Annotated in this window: 21 protein-coding genes; 1 reads left to right on the forward strand and 20 read right to left on the reverse strand. The window is 40.6% G+C overall.

The window, feature by feature from the left end:
• Positions 1-38: 38 nt before the first annotated feature.
• The 14 genes from rpsA to dnaE all read right to left on the reverse strand — a co-directional run bounded on the left by rpsA (position 39) and on the right by dnaE (position 15269).
• Positions 39-1256: a 30S ribosomal protein S1 gene (rpsA, locus tag B808_RS00660; RefSeq protein ID WP_009167194.1), complete on the reverse strand. Its 1218-nt coding sequence runs from the start codon at positions 1254-1256 to the stop codon at positions 39-41.
• Between the two features lie 85 nt (positions 1257-1341).
• Positions 1342-2031 carry a (d)CMP kinase gene (gene cmk, locus B808_RS00665; RefSeq protein WP_009167195.1) on the reverse strand — a complete coding sequence of 230 codons (690 nt, stop codon included), beginning with the start codon at positions 2029-2031 and terminating at the stop codon, positions 1342-1344.
• Between the two features lie 25 nt (positions 2032-2056).
• On the reverse strand, positions 2057-2671 hold the full coding sequence (locus tag B808_RS00670) for a LysM peptidoglycan-binding domain-containing protein (RefSeq protein WP_009167196.1): 615 nt from the start codon (positions 2669-2671) through the stop codon (positions 2057-2059).
• Between the two features lie 54 nt (positions 2672-2725).
• The gene (locus B808_RS00675; RefSeq protein ID WP_009167197.1) at positions 2726-4144 is read right to left on the reverse strand and encodes a RecQ family ATP-dependent DNA helicase; all 1419 of its coding nucleotides are present in this window, start codon (positions 4142-4144) and stop codon (positions 2726-2728) included.
• A complete protein-coding gene (locus B808_RS00680; protein ID WP_009167198.1) occupies positions 4131-5210 on the reverse strand; it encodes a helix-turn-helix domain-containing protein in 1080 nt (359 codons plus the stop codon). Before B808_RS00680 ends, B808_RS00675 begins: the two co-directional genes overlap by 14 nt.
• Positions 5200-5760 carry an ECF transporter S component gene (locus B808_RS00685; protein ID WP_009167199.1) on the reverse strand — a complete coding sequence of 187 codons (561 nt, stop codon included), beginning with the start codon at positions 5758-5760 and terminating at the stop codon, positions 5200-5202. The genes B808_RS00680 and B808_RS00685 overlap by 11 nt, the downstream gene beginning before the upstream one ends.
• Before the next feature lie 6 nt (positions 5761-5766).
• A complete protein-coding gene (locus B808_RS00690) occupies positions 5767-6504 on the reverse strand; it encodes a pseudouridine synthase (protein ID WP_009167200.1) in 738 nt (245 codons plus the stop codon).
• Entirely contained in the window at positions 6497-7066 is a 570-nt protein-coding gene (gene scpB, locus B808_RS00695; RefSeq protein ID WP_009167201.1) for an SMC-Scp complex subunit ScpB, read from the reverse strand. Before scpB ends, B808_RS00690 begins: the two co-directional genes overlap by 8 nt.
• Entirely contained in the window at positions 7044-7787 is a 744-nt protein-coding gene (locus B808_RS00700) for a segregation and condensation protein A (protein ID WP_009167202.1), read from the reverse strand. The genes scpB and B808_RS00700 overlap by 23 nt, the downstream gene beginning before the upstream one ends.
• Entirely contained in the window at positions 7768-8136 is a 369-nt protein-coding gene (locus B808_RS00705; RefSeq protein ID WP_009167203.1) for a hypothetical protein, read from the reverse strand. The genes B808_RS00700 and B808_RS00705 overlap by 20 nt, the downstream gene beginning before the upstream one ends.
• A gap of 20 nt (positions 8137-8156) precedes the next feature.
• Positions 8157-9041 (reverse strand): site-specific tyrosine recombinase XerD, encoded by an 885-nt coding sequence (gene xerD, locus B808_RS00710; protein ID WP_009167204.1) that lies wholly within the window; start codon positions 9039-9041, stop codon positions 8157-8159.
• A complete protein-coding gene (locus B808_RS00715) occupies positions 9025-9915 on the reverse strand; it encodes a CvfB family protein (protein WP_009167205.1) in 891 nt (296 codons plus the stop codon). Before B808_RS00715 ends, xerD begins: the two co-directional genes overlap by 17 nt.
• A 151-nt stretch (positions 9916-10066) precedes the next feature.
• A complete protein-coding gene (gene pyk, locus B808_RS00720) occupies positions 10067-11827 on the reverse strand; it encodes a pyruvate kinase (protein ID WP_009167206.1) in 1761 nt (586 codons plus the stop codon).
• 103 nt (positions 11828-11930) lie between these two features.
• A complete protein-coding gene (gene dnaE / locus B808_RS00725; RefSeq protein ID WP_035421317.1) occupies positions 11931-15269 on the reverse strand; it encodes a DNA polymerase III subunit alpha in 3339 nt (1112 codons plus the stop codon).
• 129 nt (positions 15270-15398) lie between these two features.
• Between dnaE and B808_RS00730 the strand changes: the two genes are divergently transcribed.
• On the forward strand, positions 15399-15587 hold the full coding sequence (locus tag B808_RS00730) for a DUF2929 family protein (RefSeq protein ID WP_009167208.1): 189 nt from the start codon (positions 15399-15401) through the stop codon (positions 15585-15587).
• A gap of 59 nt (positions 15588-15646) precedes the next feature.
• Here the strand turns inward: B808_RS00730 and B808_RS00735 are convergent, their stop codons facing one another.
• From B808_RS00735 to glyQ, 6 genes are all read right to left on the reverse strand, one after another.
• The gene (locus tag B808_RS00735; protein ID WP_035421320.1) at positions 15647-16456 is read right to left on the reverse strand and encodes a Nif3-like dinuclear metal center hexameric protein; all 810 of its coding nucleotides are present in this window, start codon (positions 16454-16456) and stop codon (positions 15647-15649) included.
• Positions 16453-17142, reverse strand: coding sequence for a tRNA (adenine(22)-N(1))-methyltransferase (locus B808_RS00740; protein ID WP_009167210.1), 690 nt, complete (start codon positions 17140-17142; stop codon positions 16453-16455). Before B808_RS00740 ends, B808_RS00735 begins: the two co-directional genes overlap by 4 nt.
• A 61-nt stretch (positions 17143-17203) precedes the next feature.
• A complete protein-coding gene (gene rpoD, locus B808_RS00745; RefSeq protein WP_009167211.1) occupies positions 17204-18409 on the reverse strand; it encodes an RNA polymerase sigma factor RpoD in 1206 nt (401 codons plus the stop codon).
• A gap of 13 nt (positions 18410-18422) precedes the next feature.
• A complete protein-coding gene (gene dnaG / locus B808_RS00750) occupies positions 18423-20252 on the reverse strand; it encodes a DNA primase (RefSeq protein ID WP_035421322.1) in 1830 nt (609 codons plus the stop codon).
• Between the two features lie 20 nt (positions 20253-20272).
• Positions 20273-22342 carry a glycine--tRNA ligase subunit beta gene (glyS, locus tag B808_RS00755; RefSeq protein WP_009167213.1) on the reverse strand — a complete coding sequence of 690 codons (2070 nt, stop codon included), beginning with the start codon at positions 22340-22342 and terminating at the stop codon, positions 20273-20275.
• Positions 22342-23304 (reverse strand): glycine--tRNA ligase subunit alpha, encoded by a 963-nt coding sequence (gene glyQ, locus B808_RS00760; protein ID WP_009167214.1) that lies wholly within the window; start codon positions 23302-23304, stop codon positions 22342-22344. Before glyQ ends, glyS begins: the two co-directional genes overlap by 1 nt.
• Between the last annotated feature and the right edge of the window lie 90 nt (positions 23305-23394).

The raw sequence follows: 23394 nt of genomic DNA on the forward strand, positions 1-23394 counted from the left end.
AATCCTTCAAGCTTGAAGGATTTTTTAATGAATTATTTTTATTCACGGTCATCATTATCAAGTTCATGACCCAAGATGTCACCTAAAGTAAATCCACTCTCTTCTTCTGGAGCAGCATTAGTTGCATGATCATCGACGTTTTGCTTGGGTTCGTCCTTAGCAGCAGCCTGTTCCTCTGGCTCTTCAAGTGCTTTAATCGATAGCGCCAAACGATGTTCCTCTGGATCAATCGAAAGTACTTTAACCTGAATCTTCTGACCAGATTTAAGGACATCACTAGGCTTGTCAATGTGTTCGTGAGAGATTTGTGAAATATGAACTAAACCTTCCACTCCAGCAAAGACTTCAACAAAGGCTCCAAAATCAACTAAGCGTTTAACGGTTCCATCTAGTACACTTCCAACCGGTGCTTTTTCCTCGATGTCATCCCATGGTCCCGGCTGTAATTGCTTAATTGAAAGTGAAATCCGATCACGTTCTGGTTCAACCGAAAGTACCTTAACTTTAACTTTTTCACCGACACTCAATACATCAGCGGCTTTGTTAACATGATCATAAGAGATTTCTGAAATATGAACCAGCCCGTCAATACCACCCAAGTCGATGAAAGCACCGAAGTTAGTTAGCCGCGCAACGGTTCCTTCAACAACATCGCCAGCAGCTAAGTTGTTCATGATTTCTTCTCGAGCTTGCTTCCGGTTCTTTTCAGCAATTGCCCGATGAGATAAGATTAACCGATTTTCCTCTGGAACAACCTCAATAATCTTAACTTCTAGTTCTTGACCCTTGTATTGATTTAAATCACTTACAAAGTGATCAGTAATCATCGAAGCAGGAATGAAACCACGAACTCCGTCTGCATTAACCACTAAACCACCCTTAACCGGACGGGTAACTTTAACAGTGATGTTTTCATCCTTGGATTCTTTGTCTTTAATCTCATCCCAGATTTTTAATGCTTCAAGTCGCCGAACAGATAGCAAGTAACTACCATTTTCTTTGTCGTCACCAATCTTAGAAACAACGACCACTTTGATTTGATCACCAACTGAATATTTATCAGATGGATTTTCATCAGGATCAGCAGAAACTTCTTTGCTAGGGACAACCCCTTCTACACCGGCGCCTTCAATTCCAACAATTAATTGTTGGTCATTGTCAACAGCCAAAACTTCACCATTAACAACATCACCAATTTTTACCTCTTTGATATTATCAAGAGCGTCCAATAATTGCTTGTTTTCATTATCACTCATCTAAACGATTCCTCCTCGAAACTACTCTAACTTTATTGTATCTTAATTAGTTTTATTTTTCCAGCAAATAATATCTAACATTCGACTATTTTCTAAATTCATTAGCTTTTTGGATCATTAAACGAGTGATTTGTTCACAAACCTGCTCGATTGTGAGTGACGTCGTGTCAATTTCAATCGCATCTGGAGCCTTTCTTAGTGGAGAAGTAGCTCGATGGGAATCTTTATAATCCCGCTCTGCGATTTCTGCTTGTAAAGTTTTGAGACTAGTCGTAATTCCCTTTTGCTGATTTTCCAAATACCGCCATTTAGCCCGTTGAGCAACACTAGCAACCAAAAAAATTTTCAAATCTGCCCGAGGTAAAACGGTCGTTCCAATATCACGACCATCCATCACAATGCCACCTGCAAGTGCTAATTCTTGTTGCCGAGCAACCAGTGCCCTACGAATCGCTGGTAGAGCCGCAACCGTGGACACGTTATTAGTGACTATTTCAGAGCGAATCTCATCAGTTACTTCGGTTTCATTGATAAATACCCGTTGCCCCGCCGATGCTGGCTGAAAACTAATTGTGATTTGTCGTAAAAGTTCAATAAGTTGATCTTCATTAGTTAATTCTAGCCGCTGATCGAGCGCTGCTAAGGTTAAGGCACGATACATGGCCCCAGTATCAACATATATGTAGTTAAACTTGTGCGCCACAATTTTAGCTACGGTACTCTTCCCAGCGGAAGCTGGTCCATCAATTGCTACTTGTAATCCGTCTTTGCCCATTTTATTCAATCCCTATTTTATATTATTAATGAACCCGCAGTTTTTGCCCAGGTGTCAGCGTACTCTGTGGTGTCAATCCGTTTAACTGTTGCAACTGCTGCACTGTAATTCCGGCATTTTTAGCTACGCGATACATACCTTCGCTTTGGTTAACGGTGACATACTGTGGTTCTTGATTTTGATCACGATTAGTGGGTGAATTTGGTTCTGATTGCACAGATTTTTCTGTTTGCTTAGTCGTATTAGTGACCGACTGCGCTTGATCTGAAGGAGCATTTGTCGAATGCTCGTCAGCTGGTGAATTTTCCTTTTCTGAGGTTTTCTGAGACTCATTTTTGGCGGAAGATTGTGGTTGCTTCTTCGGCTTGGCTTGTCGATGCTTTGTTTGGCTCTTCGAAGTCCGCTGTTTACTTGATTTATTAGGCTCTGCGGATTGTTGAAGCGAGCGCTGCTGTGACATTCCAAATGCTAATGAAAAAATTGCAATGATAATAACGACCGAAATTAACACTAGCAAGATGATGCGAAAATTACTCTTGCTTTTTCTCAATTCAATTCGGGAAAGGTTTCCCTTATTGTCACGATCATCAGAAAATGATTCAGCCCATGGTTCTGATTTATGTTTATCAGTTTGTTTCAAAATTAATCCCCCAAAATCAATATTTGCTTTTGATTATACCATGAATTGCCACGGTTAAAATAACTTGGTAATGATTTCTCGCCAGTCGATTATTGGTTTGTTAGTAGCTGGTTGACTGGTAGAACTGTATAAATCAGCATTAATTTCAGTTTCAATCCCATTGTCGCAACAATCATCGTCATGCTGATCGAAACTCTCAGAACAGCTGGCAAGTAACTTCTTCCTCCGACAACCAGGTTGATTAATATACTCTAGCAGGGCTTGGAAAGCCTGTTGTTTTTGTTGCGCACGTTGTGCAAAAATGATGCGTAATTTTTCCATAGTAACCCGGTGGTGGTGATAAAAACGCAACAATTGTTGTTTTTGCGGTGCAACTTGAGTAAGCTGTTTGGTTTGGTATGCTTTTAAATCGACCGATGTTAACTGATCTAAGCTATTTAATTGGCGAGCCAGGTTAGCATCTTGATCTGTATACAACAATAATGCCAGACTCGGTAATCCATCACGCCCCCCGCGGCCAATTTCTTGTTGGTAACTTGGTAAATCCTGAGGCAAGTGATAATGAATTACAAAGCGAACATCTGGTTTATTAATCCCCATTCCAAATGCTGTGGTAGCACAAATAACTTGTAGCTGATTATTCATAAATTGTTGCTGAATTTTATACCGATCTGGATTACTCAAATCGGCATGATAGGCTGCCGTAGCAAGGTTGGTTGCACGATTAATCGCAGTTGCCATGACATTGGCCATTTTTTTACTAGAAAAATAGATGATTCCAGAAGAAGGTGTCAATTTCTGCAACAACTGCAAAAGATAGTTCTGTTTAGCCGTCTCATTATTAAAGTGATGAACCGCTAAATAAATGTTAGGCCGATTAATACTCTCAACCACCGTTTGCAGGGACGGTAACCGTAATTTATGTTGCAAATCGGCACGAACTTGCTGACTTGCGGTTGCAGTTAATAACAGCGTCTGTGGTTGACCTAATTTTTTTAAAACATGCGCTAAGTTTAAATAATCTGGACGAAAATCAATTGCCCATTGAGAGATACAATGGGCTTCATCGATTACAAACAAGCCGATTGATAATTTTTGAAATTTTTTTAAAATCTGGTGGTTCGCCAACATTTCTGGTGAAACAAAGAGATAGCGATAGCGGTTTAAATGCGTTAGGACATCTTGTCGTTCTGACCAGTCTAGCGTTGAATTCAAAGCAACCACCCGCCGCTCTCCTGAATAACGCATTCGTTCTACTTGATCATTCATTAGTGCTAAGAGAGGCGAAATAATCAGGATCGGACGGTGAGTTAACTCACCATAGATCTGATAAATTAAAGTTTTGCCTGCTCCCGTTGGTAAAATTGCTAACACATTTTGTCCCTGTTGTAACATTGTTAACGTGGCTCGTTGCCCCGGACGAAAAGCTTTGTAGTGGAATTTTTGTTGCAAAAGTTGATCAATCACTGCCATAATTTTGAACTTTCTGCCCTTCTTTGGTTAGTTTAATGGCTCCAAGCCGAAACTGCCAAAAATCACAGGTGCTGCGAAAACGATCAGAAAGCTCTTCGTAGCGCCAATGATCTAGTTGCTGACCAAGTTCTTTTTGAATTTCCCTAATTTGTAAATCACTAACAAAATCATGATATGGAAATTTTGCCAGTGGCAGGTCAATCGCTGCTAGCAAGAGGTGTTCTGTAATCGTTGATGGACGCATTTGCCGTTTATTTTGAACAACCTTCAAACTATGAAAACGTTGATAGAGCTGTAGAGTCGTTGCTACGCTTGGATCAATGATCGGTTTTTGCAATCCCTGAAGTAACGGACTTAGTGTTAAGGAGGTATCTTGTAGTGCTTGCTGCGCAAGTTGAGCGATTCCAAACAAATCCGCCTGGATAACTTCCCAGTCAGTCCATTGATGATTGAAAGCAATTTGTGTCAAAGTGGCTCCATTATTTTCAAAGCCAACCAACTGTTCTGCCACTACGGTCGCCGCTGTTGTTGTTAGTGAACCCAACATCTTTTGCAAATCTTCTTTGAGTTGCTGCGCAGTCTCCAATGGACTAACCAATCTAGTATAGTAAGTCTTAATAAATTGACGATCCGATCCTGCTACTAGTAATGGATGATATTGTCGATTACCATGAGCCCGTTCGGACATAACTTGAATCAACAACAATAAACGTTGCTTAAAATGGAGTAAGTCTAACGCCTGAAAGCTTGCTTGCCAACCCTGCCAGGGTTCCAAAAATTGAAGCCGTCGTTGCTGTGCAATCCCTTGTTTGGTCAGCTTCAACTCATTTTTGGAAGTGGTCGTCACCAGTCCTTGTCCTTGAGTACCAGAAAAATCTAACTTCAAGGAACCCCAGTAGCGTTGCAATCCAGCAAAACCTAACAATCCATAGCGAAGCCCCCAATACCGAGTCGCCACGGTCTTTTTCCCAGCCAGAAGATTCACTAATAAGCGCGGTCGACGGGGCTGATGGTCTGATAGTAGTTCTAACAATAAAGCATCACTTGCCGTGATTTCATTTGACATAACGACCAGGCAAGACATTAATAATTACTGTAAAGACTGTTCCCACAATTAAACCCTTCAAGAGGTTAAATGGCGCAATTCCAATCAAAATTAGTTTGGCTAGCGGAATCCCTAAGTGAAAGCCGACTACATTGATGTACAGTGGCATAAAAACGAGATAGTTAAGAATACTCATGATCACGGTCAGCAATAAAGCAACCGTGATAACCACTAAGATTGAACGATAGCCTGATTTTAGGACATATTTTTTCCCTAGCCAAAAAATAGTAATGAACACTAAGGAAACCACTAAAGAACTGCTTAAGCCAATCAATTCAATGACTGAAAAGCCCATTGTCATCCAATAAAGAAACAATTTTAAAACGGTCGTTTCAACAGCCGCACTGGGTCCCAACATAAAAAGTCCAATTAAAATCGGAATATCAGCAAAATCTAATTTTAAGAAAGGTACATATGGTAATACGGGAAAGGAAATAAACATTAATAAGTATGCAATTGCTGCTAATACAGCCACAAAAACTTGACGCTTCAACTGTTGATTATTTTTCATTGGTAGTTACTCCTTCGCTTCACTAATTTCCAATAGATTTCTTACTTCTCTTTTTCGTAGCGGGCGCCATTGGCCAGGCTCTAACCCACCAAGATCAATTCCAGCAAATGCAGTTCGTTTCAGGCGCTCCACTGGATGACCAACTGCTTGAAGCATATTCTTAACTTCATGATTGTGACCTTCAAAAATGGTTAGTTCGAGCAGTCCTCGAGCCTCGTGTTGACCAACGTTAGCTAATTGGCGAACTTCCGCTGGAGCACTTCGCTGATGATCAGGTAATCTGACTCCAGTCCGCAACTGCTCCAGGGCGTTTTCGTCAGGAATTCCTTCGACCTTTGCAAGGTAAGTTTTCGGAACATGGTGCTTAGGGTGCGTTAGTTGGAAATCTAATTGACCATCATTAGTTAATAACAGTACCCCACTGGTATCATAGTCCAGCCTCCCGACCGGATAGATTCTTTCAGATACCTTATGTTTGAAATAATCTAGGACGGTCTTTCGATCTTTTTCATCCGTTGCGGATGTAATCACACCACGTGGCTTATTTAACACAAAATAGACAGGATCTTCTAATTTGATTGGGTGATGATCAACCTCAATTCGATCAGTTGGTTCAACTTTTGCCCCTAATGTTGTAATTATTTTGCCATTAACTCGAACATGGCCGGTTAAAATTAGTTTTTCACTCGCACGACGAGACGCTACTCCTGCATGTGCAAGGACTTTTTGTAAACGATCACTCACTGGTCTTTGCTCCTTTATTAAGTTGCTTAGGGTGAAACAAATCACCGCTAACTGGTTGTGGCTTGGCACGAATCGCTGGCAAATCTGCAAGTGACTGGAGACCAAAGGCCTGTAAAAACTGATCAGTCGTCGCATACTGAGCCGGATTTCCAGGCTCATCAGCATGACCACTGACGGTTATCAGACTATAACTTTGTAAATTACGTAGCGAAACAGCACTATTGACCCCGCGTAACTGATCAAGCTGGATTCTAGTAATTGGTTGACGATACGCGACAATCGTTAAAACTTCTAATGCTGGTTTTGATAGTAATGGTTCATTTGTTTCCGTAAAAGATTGTAGTAACTTGTCAAATTCCGGTTTGGTCGCAATTTGAATTAGCTCGCCATGGCGCACAATCACCAATGCACCGTTCCGCTTTTCATAAGTGGATTGTAATTTTTTTACATTTTCCCGAATTGCTGCTACAGGAACGTTTGTAAGTTCTGCAAGCTTTTGGATCGTAATCCCCTGATTAGCAGAAATGTAGACGAGAGCTTCAATTTGTGCTAACAAGTTCATGCACTCGCCTCCTAATCCAAATATCAGCATGATAATTCTGTTGCGTGACCTCCACTAATTGCGAGCGCACCATGGTTAGTAATGCTAAAAAATCTGTTACTAACTCTTCTTTTGACATCATGGGGTTTAGCAGTTGCGAAAAAAAGAGCCCAGCTGGATGCTCATCTAAAGCGTTTTCCAATATTTTGATCTGAGTAGGAATCTCAAATTTCCATTCTTGAATTTGTTCATTCGAAATCGGCTGTTGGTTAAGTTGCCGCCGACTTTGCAACCGTTGCCAAGCCTGTCGTAGTAGTTCTACCGATAAATCATTTGGCTGGATTGTGGTTTGTTTCTGAACTGCCCCTGGAGTAATTGAGTGCCAAAGTTGTTGCTTAGCTGCTTTTTTTCGCAACTGCTTAGCTGCTTCTTGATATTTTTTGTATTCTAATAACTGGTCAACTAGTGGTTGTCTTGGATCTTCCGGCTCATCAATTGCTAACTCTTCAGCTAAGAGCACTTTCGATTTAATCCGCATTAAATTCGCTGCCATTACTAAAAATTCGCCAGCTATTTGAATATGCACGTGTTTTAGTTGCTGCAAATAAGCAATGTACTGCTCCGTAATGGCAGTGATGTTAATGTCATAAATATCCATCTTTGACTGTCGAATTAAATGTAGCAATAAGGCCAATGGTCCATCAAAACTATCTAAATGAAGTTCAAGCATTTTTTCGCTCATTATTTTGCTCCCAAGTATTTAAATAATTTTGTGTCGCTAACGTTCCCTGCAGCGGAATATCTGGATACAGTTGTTTCAAATCATCTAGAACATTAAAAATGTTAAAGACCGTATTAACATCTGGAGTGAGAGTGATGCGACGAACAACCAGACAGCTAGAAAAAGATTCAGTTCCGATTACTCCCGCCCAATTATTAAATTGATCGCGCCATAAATACAAATTACGTTGCTTACTATCATTGTACCAATGAAGTTCCTGTTCCAAATAATCCGCTCGATCGCGAACTTTGGCCAAAGATAGGATCCCCATTGCAATCCGTTTATTATCATCTTGATATTTATATAACATTAATGAACCCTCTTTCCAAGCTATGCCCGGGGATGAAATCGCTTATAGGCTTTTGTAAGATGCTCATGTGAGACATGCGTATAAATTTGGGTGGTTGAGATATCTGCGTGTCCGAGCAATTCTTGCACTGTCCGTAGATCAGCGCCATTTTCCAATAAATGAGTTGCAAAACTATGGCGAAAAGTGTGTGGTGTAACAATTTTTTTGATACCAGTTTGTTGGACATACCATTTAATCTTTTGCCACAGAGCTTGCCGGGTTAGTTGCCCCCCGTGAGCGTTTAAAAAAATAAAACTATTTGCTTTTTTTACTAGCTTAGGTCTAACCTCAGCGAGGTAACGATTTAACCACGATTGTGCCACCGAATCAATTGGCACTAGTCGTTCTTTATCGCCCTTTCCAATTGTTTGAATCAACTGAACCTCTAAATGAAGATCTTGCAATTTTAGATTAACTAACTCAGAAACCCGTAATCCAGTGGCATATAGCACCTCCAGCATCGCTCGATCGCGAATTCCAAGTGGTTTGTTCAAATCTGGAAGTGCTAAAATTTGATTCATTTCACGTTCAGACAACACGGCTGGTAAATGAAGTCCCTGCTTGGGTGGTTTTATTTTGGTCATAGGATTGTTATTAATCACTTTCATTCTGATCAAATACTGAAAAAATTTACGGAGGGTTGAAATGAGACGGATAATTGAATTTCTAGCCTTCCCTTGCTTTTGTTCCCAAGTTAAAAAATCAAGGATTTGATATTGATCAACCTCTACAAATGACGAAAAGTGATGTTTGGCTAGGTAACTTGCGAATTGGTGTAAATCTTCTCGATAACTAATGATGGTGTTATGGGATAATCCCCGTTCGATTAATAAAAAATGTAAATAATCGTCAATTTGATCCTGCATCATTGTCATCCTGCTGCTTCAAAATCAGCATATTAGGCTCAATTTCAATCAAACGCTTTTTTAATAAGTTCCCGACAGCGCGTTTAAATTGACCCTTACTAATGCCCAAGTTTGCCTTGATTTGCTCTGCATCACTTTTATCACCATATGGTAACTGATGGGTAGCACTCATTTCTAGCATGCGCAGCAGCATTGTTGCATCGTCACTAATTGCTTCGTACGCCCGTGGTCGAAGCGAAAGATATAGTGTTTTATTGGGACGAACTCCGATCACACGCGCTTGCAATTGTTGACCCAACCGTGGTTCTTGTTCTAGTTCAGAACGATCAATAAAGCCTAGTTGATAGTTTTTAGTTAAAACCTTAGTTCCCATTTTTTTAGGATTAATAACGGTAGCTACCACGTTTTGATTTTGATCTTTCTCTTTACTAGCTGGCTGAGAAATTGCTTTATAAATTTGATCATCAGCAAGGTGGCCCCACAGACGATGTTTTGCATCAAACTGCATCGTAACGAGCAACCGATCCCCAGTATCCGGCCAAAGTGATTTCATAGCAGGCAATTCATCAAGAGAAACAGCTAAATCTTTGTCAACCAGCCCAATATCAAGAAAAACTCCCAAATCGTGCTTTACTCCAACAACTGTTCCCCAACCATAGTACCCCGGTTTAATATCTGGAATTGCCTCCGTTATTTTTAATTGGCGATGTTTATTCTCATAGCAAAAGCCCCGTAACGAAGCTCCTAGTGAAAATTGTTCAACGGGCTCTGTTTTGCTAAGTGCGTAAGTTCTACCGTGAATTTGAATAAAATAATTTTGTTCATTTTCATCAGTAATAATTCCTGTCTTGATGAGTCCTAAATCTTCATTCATACCTTGCTCCAATGCACCAGTTTGTCATTTTTATTATAACAAACAAAATCGTATTTATCTAAAGTTTTTCTTAAAATTAATTTAAACCAAACATAAAAAGGAGGGTCTAAGCAGACTTAGACCCTCCTCTTATGATACATAACTGGATTAATTAGTCATTTTTAGCTTGATTACCTTGATACACAATACCGCGTCGTGCATCAACTGTAACTAACTCGCCATCACTAATGCTATTAGTAGCATCATTAGCAGCTACGATTACTGGAATATCAAGTGAGATCCCAACAACCGCCGCATATGAAGTTAAGCCACCAGTTTCAACTACAATTGCACTAGCTTTTTTCATTGCTGGCAAATAGTCTTTATTCGTATCCTTAACTACTAAGACACTGCCATCTGCTGTTTTAGCAACGGCATCTTTAGCATCTTTGGCAACAACGGCCTTTCCAATTACCGTTTCATCACCAACACTTTGACCTTGTGCTAACTTAGTTCCAATTAATTGAACCCGAATCGTATTAGTAGTCCCTTCGTCCCCTAAAGGTACTCCGGTGGTCACAATGATTTCTTCACCCTCTTTAGCTAGGCCGGTTTCAACGGCTTTAGCAGTGGCAAGGTTAATCATGGCTTCTAATGATTCTGGCTTGTCAACTAGCACTGGTTTAACAGCGTAATTAACTGTTAAACCACGACGAACTCGATCATCAAAAGTTAGGGCCAGGATGTTTGCGTCAGGATGATACTTAGAAATCATCCGAGCTGTGTAACCAGAACCGGTCGCAGCTACAATCGTATGAATGTCCATGTCTTTAGCAATCCGTGCTACTGATTCGCCCAATGCTTCGGTCACATCGCTATTATGGAAAACTGGACGTGGTGTACCGAATTCCTTGAAATGATCGTCAGATTTTTTATCAATTCGACTCATCATCGCAACGGAAGCCACTGGATAGTCACCGTTGGCACTCTCACCAGAAAGCATGGTAGCGTCAGTTCCATCATAAACAGCATTTGCAACGTCAGAAACTTCTGCACGTGTTGGTCGAGGTTCTTCTTGCATGGAATCCAACATTTGCGTAGCAGTAATCACTGGTTTGCCAGCTTCATTACAAATCTTAATTAGTCGTTTCTGAACAACTGGGACGTTTTCTGGTGGAATCTCCACTCCCATGTCACCACGGGCAATCATCAGACCATCAGAAACCTTGATGATTTCATTAAAGTTGTCAATCCCTTCTTGGGACTCAATCTTTGGAAAGATTTGAACATCCTGCATATCTTTTTCTTCGAGGAGAGCTCGAATATCGAGGATGTCCTGTGGCTTTCTAACAAAGGAAGCAGCAATGTAGTTAATCCCATGCTCACAACCAAAGCGAATATCATCAGAATCTTTTTCAGTAATTCCCGGTAAATTAATTGAAACTCCCGGAGCATTAACTCCCTTACGTGATCCTAAGACCCCGTCATTAATGACTTCAACAATTAATTCACGATTTTGGTCATCTTTTTCTAAGATTTTAGTATCTAACAAGCCGTCATCAAACAAGACGTGCCCACCAATCTTAACATCATCATAGAGACCAGGATAAGTTACTGCAATCTTTTCTTTAGTTCCTTCAAGACTATCGTCCATTGAAATCCGAAACTTTTCCCCAATTTTAAAATCAAGCTTGCCACCTTGTTCGACAGTTGTTCGAATTTCGGCGCCCTTGGTATCTAGCAAAACACCGGCAATCTTACCGGTTTTCTTTTCAGCTTCTCTAACCAAATTCATTCGGGATAAATGTTCCTCATGATCCCCGTGAGAAAAGTTGAAACGAAAAACATTTGCTCCTGCATTCAATAAATCTACAATCGTATTCAAATCATTGGAAGCAGGTCCAAGCGTGCTAACGATTTTAGTTCTCTTCATAAAAGCCTCTCCTTTTTTGCAGCCCATAAATCACTAGGCTACTGCTTTAGAATCCATTTGTATTGTATCACGTTTACCCAGGCTTGTCTTGATTCATTAAAAATCACTGTAAGACAACATTAGCTGCTCCAAACAAACCTTGAAGATGCTGCAAGACAGCGTCAGTTGCATTAACTCGATACTTAGAAGGCAATAACTGTTTCTGGTCAGTTTTAACACGATACAAAACGACCGGACAATCACCTTGATGGCTTACTAAGTATTGCTGTAATTGCTGCAGTTGAGCCGGTTGATCGTTTGCCTCGTTTAATCGAATAAATAATTTTTGCTGCACTGGACCGCTAACCCGACTGGCGTTCGCAGCTGGTTCAATCTGATTAACAATTAATTGTAACCCGCGCCGCTCTTCTACAGTTCCCTGGACAAGAACTACGATATTAGGCTTTAACCAACTACTGATTTCTCGATAAAGTTGCGGAAAAATCGTTAGGTCGATGGTCGTAAACTGATCTCCAGCATTGATAAAGGCCATTAACTGTCCCCGTTTCGTCCGAACTGTCTTGATGTGAGATATTAGTAAAATCAGTTTTACCATTTTGGTCGTTGGTTGTAAATCTGACGTACGAATTGCATGTGATTTTTTTCTTAATTCTTCATAGCGTTCCACCGGATGCCCCGATAAGTAAGTGCCAAGATACTCATTTTCAAAATTAGTTTTTTCCCAATCTTGAAAATCTGGTTTATGACTAATTTCAACTTCCATTCCCGGCAAATCTGCCAGCAATGAACCAGAAAATTCAGCCGAACTAAGAATTTTAGGCAATGCGGCAACTACCTCATGCCGATTATAACCAAATTCATCTAGTGCCCCCGTATAAGCCAAGGCCTGTAACTGGTCTTCCTTTTGAAACTTTGGTGGCAACTGTTGGACAAATTGAACTAAACTTGTAAAGTTGCCTTGCTCCTTGCGCAAGGCCAGAATTTCTTTAATAAAATCGGATCGCAAGCCCTTAATCGCCTGAAATCCAAACCGAATGCTTCCCTGCTGATAGGTAAAATCAGCGTTACTATGGTTTAAACTGGGATTTAGTACTGATAGGTCATTGTCCTTTGCCTCTTGAATATAGGTCTTGATTTTAGCAAAGTTTCCAACCACCGAATTCAATAGCGCTACAAAAAATGGACCAGGAAAATGGACCTTTAAATAGGCTAATTCAAATGCCATCTTACTATAAGCAACTGCATGAGATTTATTAAAACCATAGCTGGCGAAGCGCTCAATATAATCAAAAGTCGTGGTGGCCGTCTGCTCACTGTATTTTTTTGCAAGCGCCCCCTGCATAAAACGTTGGCGCATGGACTCCATCTCTTGATGGTGCTTCTTGCTCATTGCTCGACGCAAAACGTCAGCTTGTGCCAGTGAAAAACCAGCCATTGCTGCTGCCAATTGCATCACTTGCTCTTGATAAACAATAATGCCGTAGGTTGAGCTTAAAATTTCTTTAATTGTTTGGTTTGGATAATCAACTGCTTCCAAGCCATCTTTTCGCGCAATAAAGGTATCAATATTTTCCATCGGACCGGGACGATACAAGGCATTCACCGCTGCAATTAATTCAAAGGAATCAGGATGCATACGTCGCAAAACATTTTTAATGCCAGCCGATTCAAATTGAAATACCCCATTTGTTTTACCAGCTTGAAATAATTGTAAAGTCCGTTCGTCTTCTAAGCTAATCTTAGTCACATCAAATTCTGCATCAAACTGCTGATGAACCAACGTTAGGATATGGTTCATGATTGATAAGTTTCGCAAACCCAAAAAGTCAATTTTTAATAACCCAACATCTTCTACATAATATTTTGAGTACTGGGTCATCAAAAGCCCCTCATTACCATTTTGTAATGGAGCTTTCTTAACAATTGGTTCATCACTCAAAATTAGCCCCGCAGCATGCGTCGAATAGTGTCGCGGGAGTCCCTCAATTTTTTGAGCCGTTTCAAAGAGCTTCCGATTGGTGTCTGAATCGGCTAATAAATTTCGGAGTTTTTGAGATTCCTTTTCTGCCTGTGTGAGAGTTTCATGTAGTTGTTTGGGAATCGCAGCACTCCAACGATTCATAGTCGTAACTGGTAATCCAAACACGCGCCCCGTGTCCCGCAAGGCTTGCTTGGCTCCCAAAGTACCAAATGTAATAATCTGTGCAACCCGATCATTTCCATATTTATCATGAACATATTGTAAAATAATTTCTCGTTGTTCATCTGGAATATCTAAGTCAATATCAGGCATCTGGGCCCGTTCTTCATTTAAAAACCGTTCAAACAGCAGATCGTACTTAATTGGATCAACATCGGTAATTTTTAAACAATACGAAACCAACGAGCCCGCAGCAGAACCTCGACCCGGCCCGGTAAGAATGTGGTGCTGATGAGCAAAGTTAATTACATCCCAAACAATCAAAAAATAATCACTAAATCCCATTCGTTCAATCACATCTAATTCATGGTCCAGACGTTGTTGGTATTTAGAATTATCAGCTTGCTGGTTACTAAGGCGCTTTTGCAGACCAGCTTGACAGAGTCTCCTTAAATAAGCAACTGCGGGCTGAGCATTAGGAGTTTGGTAAGTTGGCAATTGAGGAGCTTGCTTTATAATTTCAACCTGACATGCAGCAGCTACTTGCGCATTTACTTCTAATGCAGCAACTAATCCTCTGTTTTGATACTTTTGTTCAATTAATTCTACGGGGGGTAGCCAATTGGATCCAGGGGAGGGAGTCTGATTGATATCCGACATGGTTGACCCAGTTGCAATTGACTGGAGTACGTGAGTATAAAATGCATCTTCCGCTTGCAGATACTGAGTTTCTTGTAAAGCAATTAATTCTAGGTGGTTATCGGCAGTCAGCTTAGTTCGAAGTTGCAACTCCTCGTTTGAAATGGTGGGAGTGACTCCTAGCTTAATAGTTTCAGGTGCCGCCACCGCTAAGAGTTGTTGTAGGGCTGCTTGAGCTTGATCTACTCGTTGATAAGAAATTAGACTATTAACCTCACTAGTCTCTGGTAAGAGAATAAATAGTCCCTGTAATAATTCACGTGTTAACTGCTGCCAAGCAAGTGGGGCCGACTGAGTCATTTTTAGCGTAGAAAGTTGCAATAGATGCTGATAACCATTTTGATTTCTCGCTAATAATAACAGCTGATAATGATGTTCAACAGAAACGCTACCTGCGACCGTTAGCTCCAGTCCAATAATTGGATGTAATCCTTCTTTTATGGCCGTCTGGTAAAAAGCCACCGCTCCATACAAAACATTTTGATCAGTTAGTGCGAGTGTCTGATACCCTTTTTGCTTAGCATTACTAATTAGCTGGGGAATAGTGGTCGTACTTTGTAATAAGCTATAGGAACTTAAATTTTGTAATGCTGCATACGCCATTAATTAATCTCCTTCATCATTAATTCTTTATAATCATTATAGCAAAGAACTTTTATGATTGATGGCTAGGTCGTTCGTTGCAATTTTAAAAAATAGTGCTAAACTTAGCGCATGTAAGGAGGGGTGAAGATGAAGACAATTGCTGCAAATTTAACCACACTTTTTTGGGGAATTGTTTATGGCGAAATCATTGGCTACATTGGTTCCGCCCTGGTGCAATCAACCTTTACTAAAACAATTGCCATTAACGTTGCTATCGTCGGTGGTTTAATCGCCCTAATTGGAATTAATCTATTAAAATTAGTTATAAAACCATAATGATTTGGAAATTAAAAAGAACCCAATGAGCTGACTAACTGTGCTTGTTGGGTCCTTTTTTAATTAAAGTAAAAAGGATCAGTTCTAATTTCAGAAGCTTGCACTTCAATTTCCCATTTGAACTTTTTATTCCAATTGGAAAACATCGTTTTTAGCTGTTCCTTACAGATACTTTCGATATGATGCCCCGGATCAAGGACGGTTAGTCCCTTTGCCACCATCTCTTGGGTAATATGATATGATAGATCGCCAGTTAGATAAGCATCTGCGCCTGCTTCCAGCGCTGCGGGATAAAACTTACCACCAGTTCCCCCTAATACTGCAATCTTTTGAACTTTTTTTTGCAAAGTGGCGGTTGCATAGCGCAAATGATCCACACCCAACCGTTGCTTACAAAGTTCAACTAGTTCAGCTACTGTAACTGGTTGGTTTAAATACCCAACTCGCCCCAACGACAACATTTCACCTTGCACCGGAGCGGCATCAGGCACCAATCCTGAGACTTGCTGTAATTGTAGCGCTGCTGCTAACCAATCGTTCATTCCGCCTGGAGCCTTATCTAAATTAGTATGTGCGGAATAAACATTAATATGATGTCTAAGCAAGTTTGCATACATTTTCGTTTGTGGATCAGCCTCGTCTAAATTACTAGCTGGGAAAAAAATCAGCGGATGATGGGCAACAATGAAGTCACAATCTGAATCAATGGCTTCTTGTACTACTGCTGGGCGGACATCTAACGTGGTCAATAATTTATGCACAACCGCCTCTCGATTTCCCAGCTGAAATCCAGTTGGATCACCCTCTTCTTTATAGACGAGCGGAGCAAATTTTTCAAACTGATCAACTATGGTTTGAACCGTAGTCATGATAATACCTCCTGAATTTCTCTACGACGACGCCTAATCGCTTGAACTCTGGCTTGATTTTCTCCTGCGGCTAATTGATCAATGATCAAATCAAGTTTAACTATGCGCTTTTCCCATTTTTTCGTGAAAATTTCATTGTGAGCTCGGCGTAACAAAGGACCAAATAACAAATCTTTTCGGTCATAATTAACTGGAAATGACGTATAACTAGCTGCAATTACTTCATAATAATGACCGCCGTCAAAAATAATTTGCTCTTGCTTAATTCGATAGTGATGTGCGGCTAGCCAAGTACGCACTAAATCTTCATCAATATTTGGTTGTAACACCAACTGCGGATGATCCTGCAAATGAGACTGTCCACGCTGTAAAATATCAGCAATTAGTGCCCCTCCCATCCCAGCGATGGTAATTGTTTGACAATGATCAGAGGACTTGAGCACCGTTAGCCCATCTCCTAACCGCGCTTGCATACGAGCTTGTAACTGCAACCGGTCAATTTCAGTTTGCGCATTGTGTAAGGGGCCACTGCGAAGTTCTCCGGCAACTGCCCGTTGAACTCGTCCGGTTTGTACCAGAAAGGCTGGTAAATAGGCATGATCGGAACCAATATCTGCTAATAAAGTAGCTGGTTCAACCACATCAGCAACTGCTTGTAATCGTTTAGAAAGATGCTTCGCATCCATGGGATTCACTCCTATATGTGAAAAAGCAGCGCACCGAAAACTGGCCGCTGCTTTAAAAATTTTAATCTAAGAAATCTTTTAATTGTTTGCTGCGTGAAGGATGCCGAAGCTTTCGAAGCGCCTTGGCCTCAATCTGGCGAATCCGTTCGCGCGTCACACCAAAGACTTTTCCGACTTCTTCTAAAGTTCTCGTTCGCCCATCGTCAAGCCCAAACCGTAACCGTAAAACGTTTTCTTCACGATCAGTCAACGTGTCCAATACACTTTCTAGTTGTTCCTTGAGTAATTCATAGGAAGCATGATCCTCAGGACTAGTGGCCTCTTTGTCCTCAATAAAATCACCTAGATGGGAATCGTCCTCTTCACCAATTGGAGTTTCTAGTGAAACTGGCTCTTGCGAAATTTTCATGATATTACGAACTTTTGCGGTTGGCATATCCATTTCTGCCCCAATTTCAATTGGGAGTGGCTCTCTGCCAAGATCCTGGAGCAGTTGGCGTTGAACTCGAATTAGTTTGTTAATAGTTTCAACCATATGCACTGGAATACGAATCGTCCGCGCTTGATCAGCAATTGCTCGAGTAATTGCTTGACGAATCCACCAAGTAGCATACGTCGAAAATTTAAAACCCTTGCGGTAATCAAATTTTTCGACAGCTTTCATTAATCCCATATTGCCTTCTTGGATTAAATCTAAAAACTGCATGCCACGACCAACGTACCGTTTTGCAATCGAGACAACCAATCGTAAATTAGCCTCCGCTAATTCTTGCTTAGCATCTTCGTCTCCCTGTTCAATGCGTAGTGCCAATTGCACTTCTTCATCTGCTGTTAGCAGTGGAACTCGTCCAATTTCTTTGAGATACATGCGAACTGGATCATTGATTTTAACCCCTTTAGAACTAGAGGCATTTTTTAACTCTTTTTGCGTAACTTTCTTTGCAGCTTTCAGTGCTCTAGGATCAGGTTCTCCATTTTCATCAACAATACTAATCCCATCGTCTTCAATCTTTTCCATTAATTCATCCATTTGCTTCTTTTTCAAAGTAAATGGATCCTGAAATTCCGTTTCTAACACGGCATAACTAACATGACCAATTTTTTTATATTTTTTTATTAGCGCATTATATACCTTTCGATAATTAGTTTTATCGAAATCTTTCTTTAAAGCTTTGGTTGTCTCGGACTTTTTAGCCCGCGTTTTTTTCTTAGGAGCAACAGCCTTTTTTTTAAGCGTTTGTGTTTTCTTTGCCTCTTGTTCTGCCATCGATAATCCTCCTCTAATCGTTAGATGTCCGCAACTGATCTAATTGGCGATGCAAGCGAATTAATTCACTTGCAAGTTTAAGTTGTTGCAGTTCATCGCCGATTTGACCCGCACTATCAAATTCTTGCCTCAGCTGGTTAATTTTGCTAACTAATGGTGCACTTTCAGTTATCATTTTAACACAGTCCGTCGCCGCTTCTTCGTTATCTAGTTGCTCATCGTTATCAATTTCTAATTCCGCCAAAACTGCCTGTAACTTGGGTTCCTGTACAAAGTCGCTAAATTCAGCCGATTGATAGCGGGCATGCGTTCGAAAATATTCCTGAGCAAATAGGTATAATTGCTGATATTGATCATGAATAAAGTTAAAATTCGGGTTTGCTACTACTTGATCCCAAACACTAGAATTATAAAACATTGCCATTAGCAAATGCCGTTCAGCATTTTCTATTCTAGAATAATGCCGTTCAGCAAGCTGGGGAGCTTGCTGCGAATGTTGATTATGCAACTTACTCGAATGGTTTTTGCGAGACTGATCAGGTAAGTTTCCTAGTTGTTTGCGTAATGAATCAAACGGCAAGTCTACATCAGCAGATAATTCTTTGAGATAAACATCTTGCGTAACCCCCGGTTTGGTATTGGCAATTTGTTGCAACACTTGATTTACATAATTAAGTTTGTCAACGTCATTATTTAAATTAAACTGGGTTTTTAAAAAATTGAGTTTGAATTTCAAAGCCGGTTCTTGTGCTTTTGAAATTACCTCACGAAAACGTTTTGGTCCTGCTGTTCGCCGAAATTCATCTGGGTCTACTCCATTGGGCATTTGAATGACATTGACTTCAAAGCTATCCTGTTGAGTTAATAAATCAATTGCACGATTAGTTGCTTTTTGACCGGGTTGATCCCCATCGTAACAAACACAGATTTGACTAGTAACTTTTTTAAACTCATAAATCTGTTCCTCGGTTAAACTGGTTCCCATCGAAGCAACTCCGTTGAATACCTCAGCTTGATATGCAGAAATCACATCCATAAACCCCTCAAACAGGATTAATCGTTGGGTTTTACGTACAGCAGGTTTAGCTAAATCAAGATTATAGATGACCTTCCGCTTGTTAAAAAGTTCTGTCTCAGGACTATTTAAATATTTTGGTTGCTGTTCATTTTGTTGCAATAATCTTCCGGAAAAACCAATCGGTGCCCCCTGCGGATTACGAATTGGAAACATCAGCCGATTAACAAATCGATCAGTTAATTCTCCAGCTTGATTTTCAATGAATAGCCCGGTCTTCCGTAAAGTTTGATAGTCAGTCTGTTGTTCTTTAAAAAAGGGCTGGAGAACCCTTTCTGATGGAGCAAATCCTAGCTGAAAAGTTTCAATCATTTCAGCGCTAATCTGCCGTTTTTTTAAATATTCTCGTGCAGGAGCACCAGCCTTAGTATTTACTAGAATATGATGATAAAAACGAGTTGCTGCTTCATGAACCGAGAACAGCGGTCGAAGTTGCTGTTCACGAGCCGATGGTTGCTGCGCTTGAACCAGTTCATCTGGCAGCTGCATACCACCAGCCTTACCAACTGCTTGAACGGCCTCAGTGAAAGAAAGTCCCTCTAATTCCATTAGAAAAGTAAAAACATTTCCCCCACGGCCACAACTAAAGCAATGAAAAATTTGTTTTTCTTCATTAACTGAAAATGATGGTGTGCGTTCTTCATGAAAGGGACATAACCCAAAAAAATTCTTTCCAGCCTTTTTCAATTGCACATGTTGTCCAACAATATCCAAAATATTGACGCTACTTCTAATTTTTTCAATCGTCTCTTCTGGAATTTTCACCATCAAATTCACCACTTTTCAGATTATTTGGTCATTATATGGTCAACGCTAGCGAATTCATTAATAATCTTTGCTAACCGATTCATTTCTGCCAGACGGTTCGCTTTTAAATTCTGATTTTCGGCCATAATCATGGTTTTTTCAAAATAGTCATTAATTACTGGCCGTAAATTAGCCAGTTGTTGATAGTCACTTGCTGCCGATTTTTGCGAGAAATCATTTTGAAGCTGGTCAACTGCCCCATGTAATGCCACTTCAGCCTCGTTTTCAAACAACAATGGATCAATTGTTGCAAATGATCCTGCTTGCTTACTAGCAATCCTGGTCACCCGACTCAAAGCTTCAATGTTTGCTTTGAAATCAGCTTTGTTTTGTTGCTTTTGTAACTCGTTAGCACTGGAAATCATAAAACAAATATCGGTACTCGTCGATGCAGTTGCAGCGTTAACAAGGTCATAGCGCACTTCCGTATCCTTTAGAAATCGTTTAATCCGTTCCTTTATAAATGAAATTACTTGAGGAATCACTGGCGCTTGTTCCACCTTGGGACTGAATTGCTTGCGAGCTTCAGTTTGGACAACTTCATTTAACAGCACATCCAGTGGCAACTGCCATTGTTGCTGATAAACAATGCTGACGATACCGGCGGCCTGGCGCCGTAACGCATAGGGATCATTAGAACCACTAGGCACCATTTTAGCTGCAAAAAAAGTTAGAATACTATCTAATTTATCTGCAACGGCTAAGACTGCTCCAATCTTGGTAGCGGGTAACGCTCCCCCCGCAACATTCGGCAAATAATGTTCACGGATTGCAGTTGCCACTGCAGGGCTTTCCCCCTGTAATAATGCATATTTTTCTCCCATTATTCCTTGTAGCTCCGAGAACTCCCCAACCATTTCGGTAACAAGATCAAACTTGTAGATGGAAGCGGCCCGCTGTAATTCAGCTAATTCTGGTTGGCTCAGACCCACCTGCTTACCAATTAAAGCGGTAATGACCTGAACCCGCTCCATTTTTTCATACATTGTTGAAATTTGGTCATGAAAACTAACTTCTTTTAATTTAGTAACAAAATCGGCAATCGAATGCTTTTGATCTTCTTCATAGAAAAATGCCGCATCATATAAGCGAGCAGCTAATACCTTTTCGTTTCCTTGGATTACGTTTTCCAAATGATCTCGATTACCATTACGCACCGAAATGAAATAAGGTAATAGTTGATTTTTTTCATCTTCAACATAAAAGAAACGCTGGTGATTACGCATTGAGGTAATTAAAACCTCCCGCGGGATGGTTAAAAAGTGACGGTCAAATTGACCGTAAAAACTAGTTGGCCATTCAACCAAATTGTTCACTTCTTCTAACAGCTGCGCATCAAGATTAACTTGCCATCCTTGTTCGCGAGCAATTGCCATGATCTGATCCTTGATTCGTTGCTTTCTTTGCTGAGCATCGGCAAGGACAAAGACCTCTTCTAACGCTGCTTGGTAATCTTGTGCCTGCTTTAGTTCTACCGGATGCCCCAAGAAACGATGTCCTTGGGTCGTTCGACCCGCCTGAATATCAACCAGTTGCATTGGAACGATTTCCGTATCCAATAGAGCCACTAACCATTTAATGGGTCGGACAAACTGAAATTGGTGAGTCCCCCATCTCATCATCGTGGGAAAATTAAGTGAGGCGATTACATTTGGTAACTGCGATAAAATTGTAACGGCTGGTTGACCCGTAACATGCTTATTAGCAAATACATACGCCACCCCTTTAACCTCTTTAATCACTAAGTCATCTGGCTGAATTCCCTGACTATGAGCAAAACCTAAAGCGGCCTTACTCCAACCATTATCAGTTCGTGCTATTTTTTCAGAAGGACCCTTGACCTCTGTATCACTATCAGGCTGCCGATCAGCTAAACCACTAATTTGCAGTGCCAACCGACGTGGTGTTGAAAATTTCTTTAACCCGGTGAACGTCAGCCGCTCTGCTTTCAGGTAGTTCGTGACTTTTTGGGCTAACTGATCCACACTAGCGGTTACCACATTTGCTGGTAATTCTTCAAGACCCATCTCTAATAAAAAATCGTGTGTCATTAGTTTTTACCTCCCGAAGTCTGTTTTACAGAGTGCGGATGCTGAGCATCATATTTTTCCTGGGCAGCATGTCGTTGATCCTCATCTTGAATTAACGGGAAGCCCAACTTGCGTCGTGCTAAAACAAAGGCCTGAGCCAAACCGTGGGCCATTTTTCGAATTCGAGCTAAGTAACCAGCTCGTTCGGTTACAGAAACTGCCCCGCGAGCGTCAAGCAAGTTAAAAGTGTGACTGCACTTTAAAACATAGTCATAAGCTGGATGAACCAGTCCTAATTTAATCAAGCGCTGAGCTTCATGTTCATAAGCCGTAAATAATTGTTGTAACATTGCTTGATTACTAATTTCAAAACTATATTTGGAATGTTCATATTCTGGCTCTTTAAAGATGTCTCCGTATCGAACACCATCAGCCCATTCTAAATCAAAAACATTATTAACATCTTGGATATATGAGGCCAGCCGCTCCATTCCATAGGTAATTTCGACAGCAACAGGACTCATCGAAAGTCCCCCAACCACTTGAAAATAAGTGAATTGGGTTACTTCCATTCCATCCAACCAAACTTCCCAGCCAACTCCAGCACACCCCATTGAAGGATTTTCCCAATTATCCTCAACAAAGCGAATATCATGTTCTAAAGGATTAATTCCAAGTTCTTTCAATGAAGTCAGATAAAGCTCCTGAATATTATCGGGCGAAGGCTTCATCAAAACTTGAAATTGATGGTGTTGGTAAAGCCGGTTGGGATTCTTACCATAACGACCATCAGCTGGTCGTCTGGAAGGCTCAACGTAGCAGACGTTCCAAGGCTCTGGACCAATTGCTCGCAAAAAAGTAAAGGGACTCATCGTACCAGCTCCCTTTTCCGTATCATAAGCATCCATAATCATACAACCTTGCTGACTCCAAAATTGTTTTAACTGACTTGCAATTGTTTGTAACGGCATTTTTTTTGGCATTCTGCTACTCCTTTATCGTAACAACTAAAAAAACCTATGCAAAAATAAAAACAATTTTTGCATAGGGACGACTTCATCGCGGTTCCACCC

The sequence above is a fragment of the Fructilactobacillus florum 8D genome (genome assembly GCF_000512295.1).
GTDB lineage: Bacteria > Bacillota > Bacilli > Lactobacillales > Lactobacillaceae > Fructilactobacillus > Fructilactobacillus florum.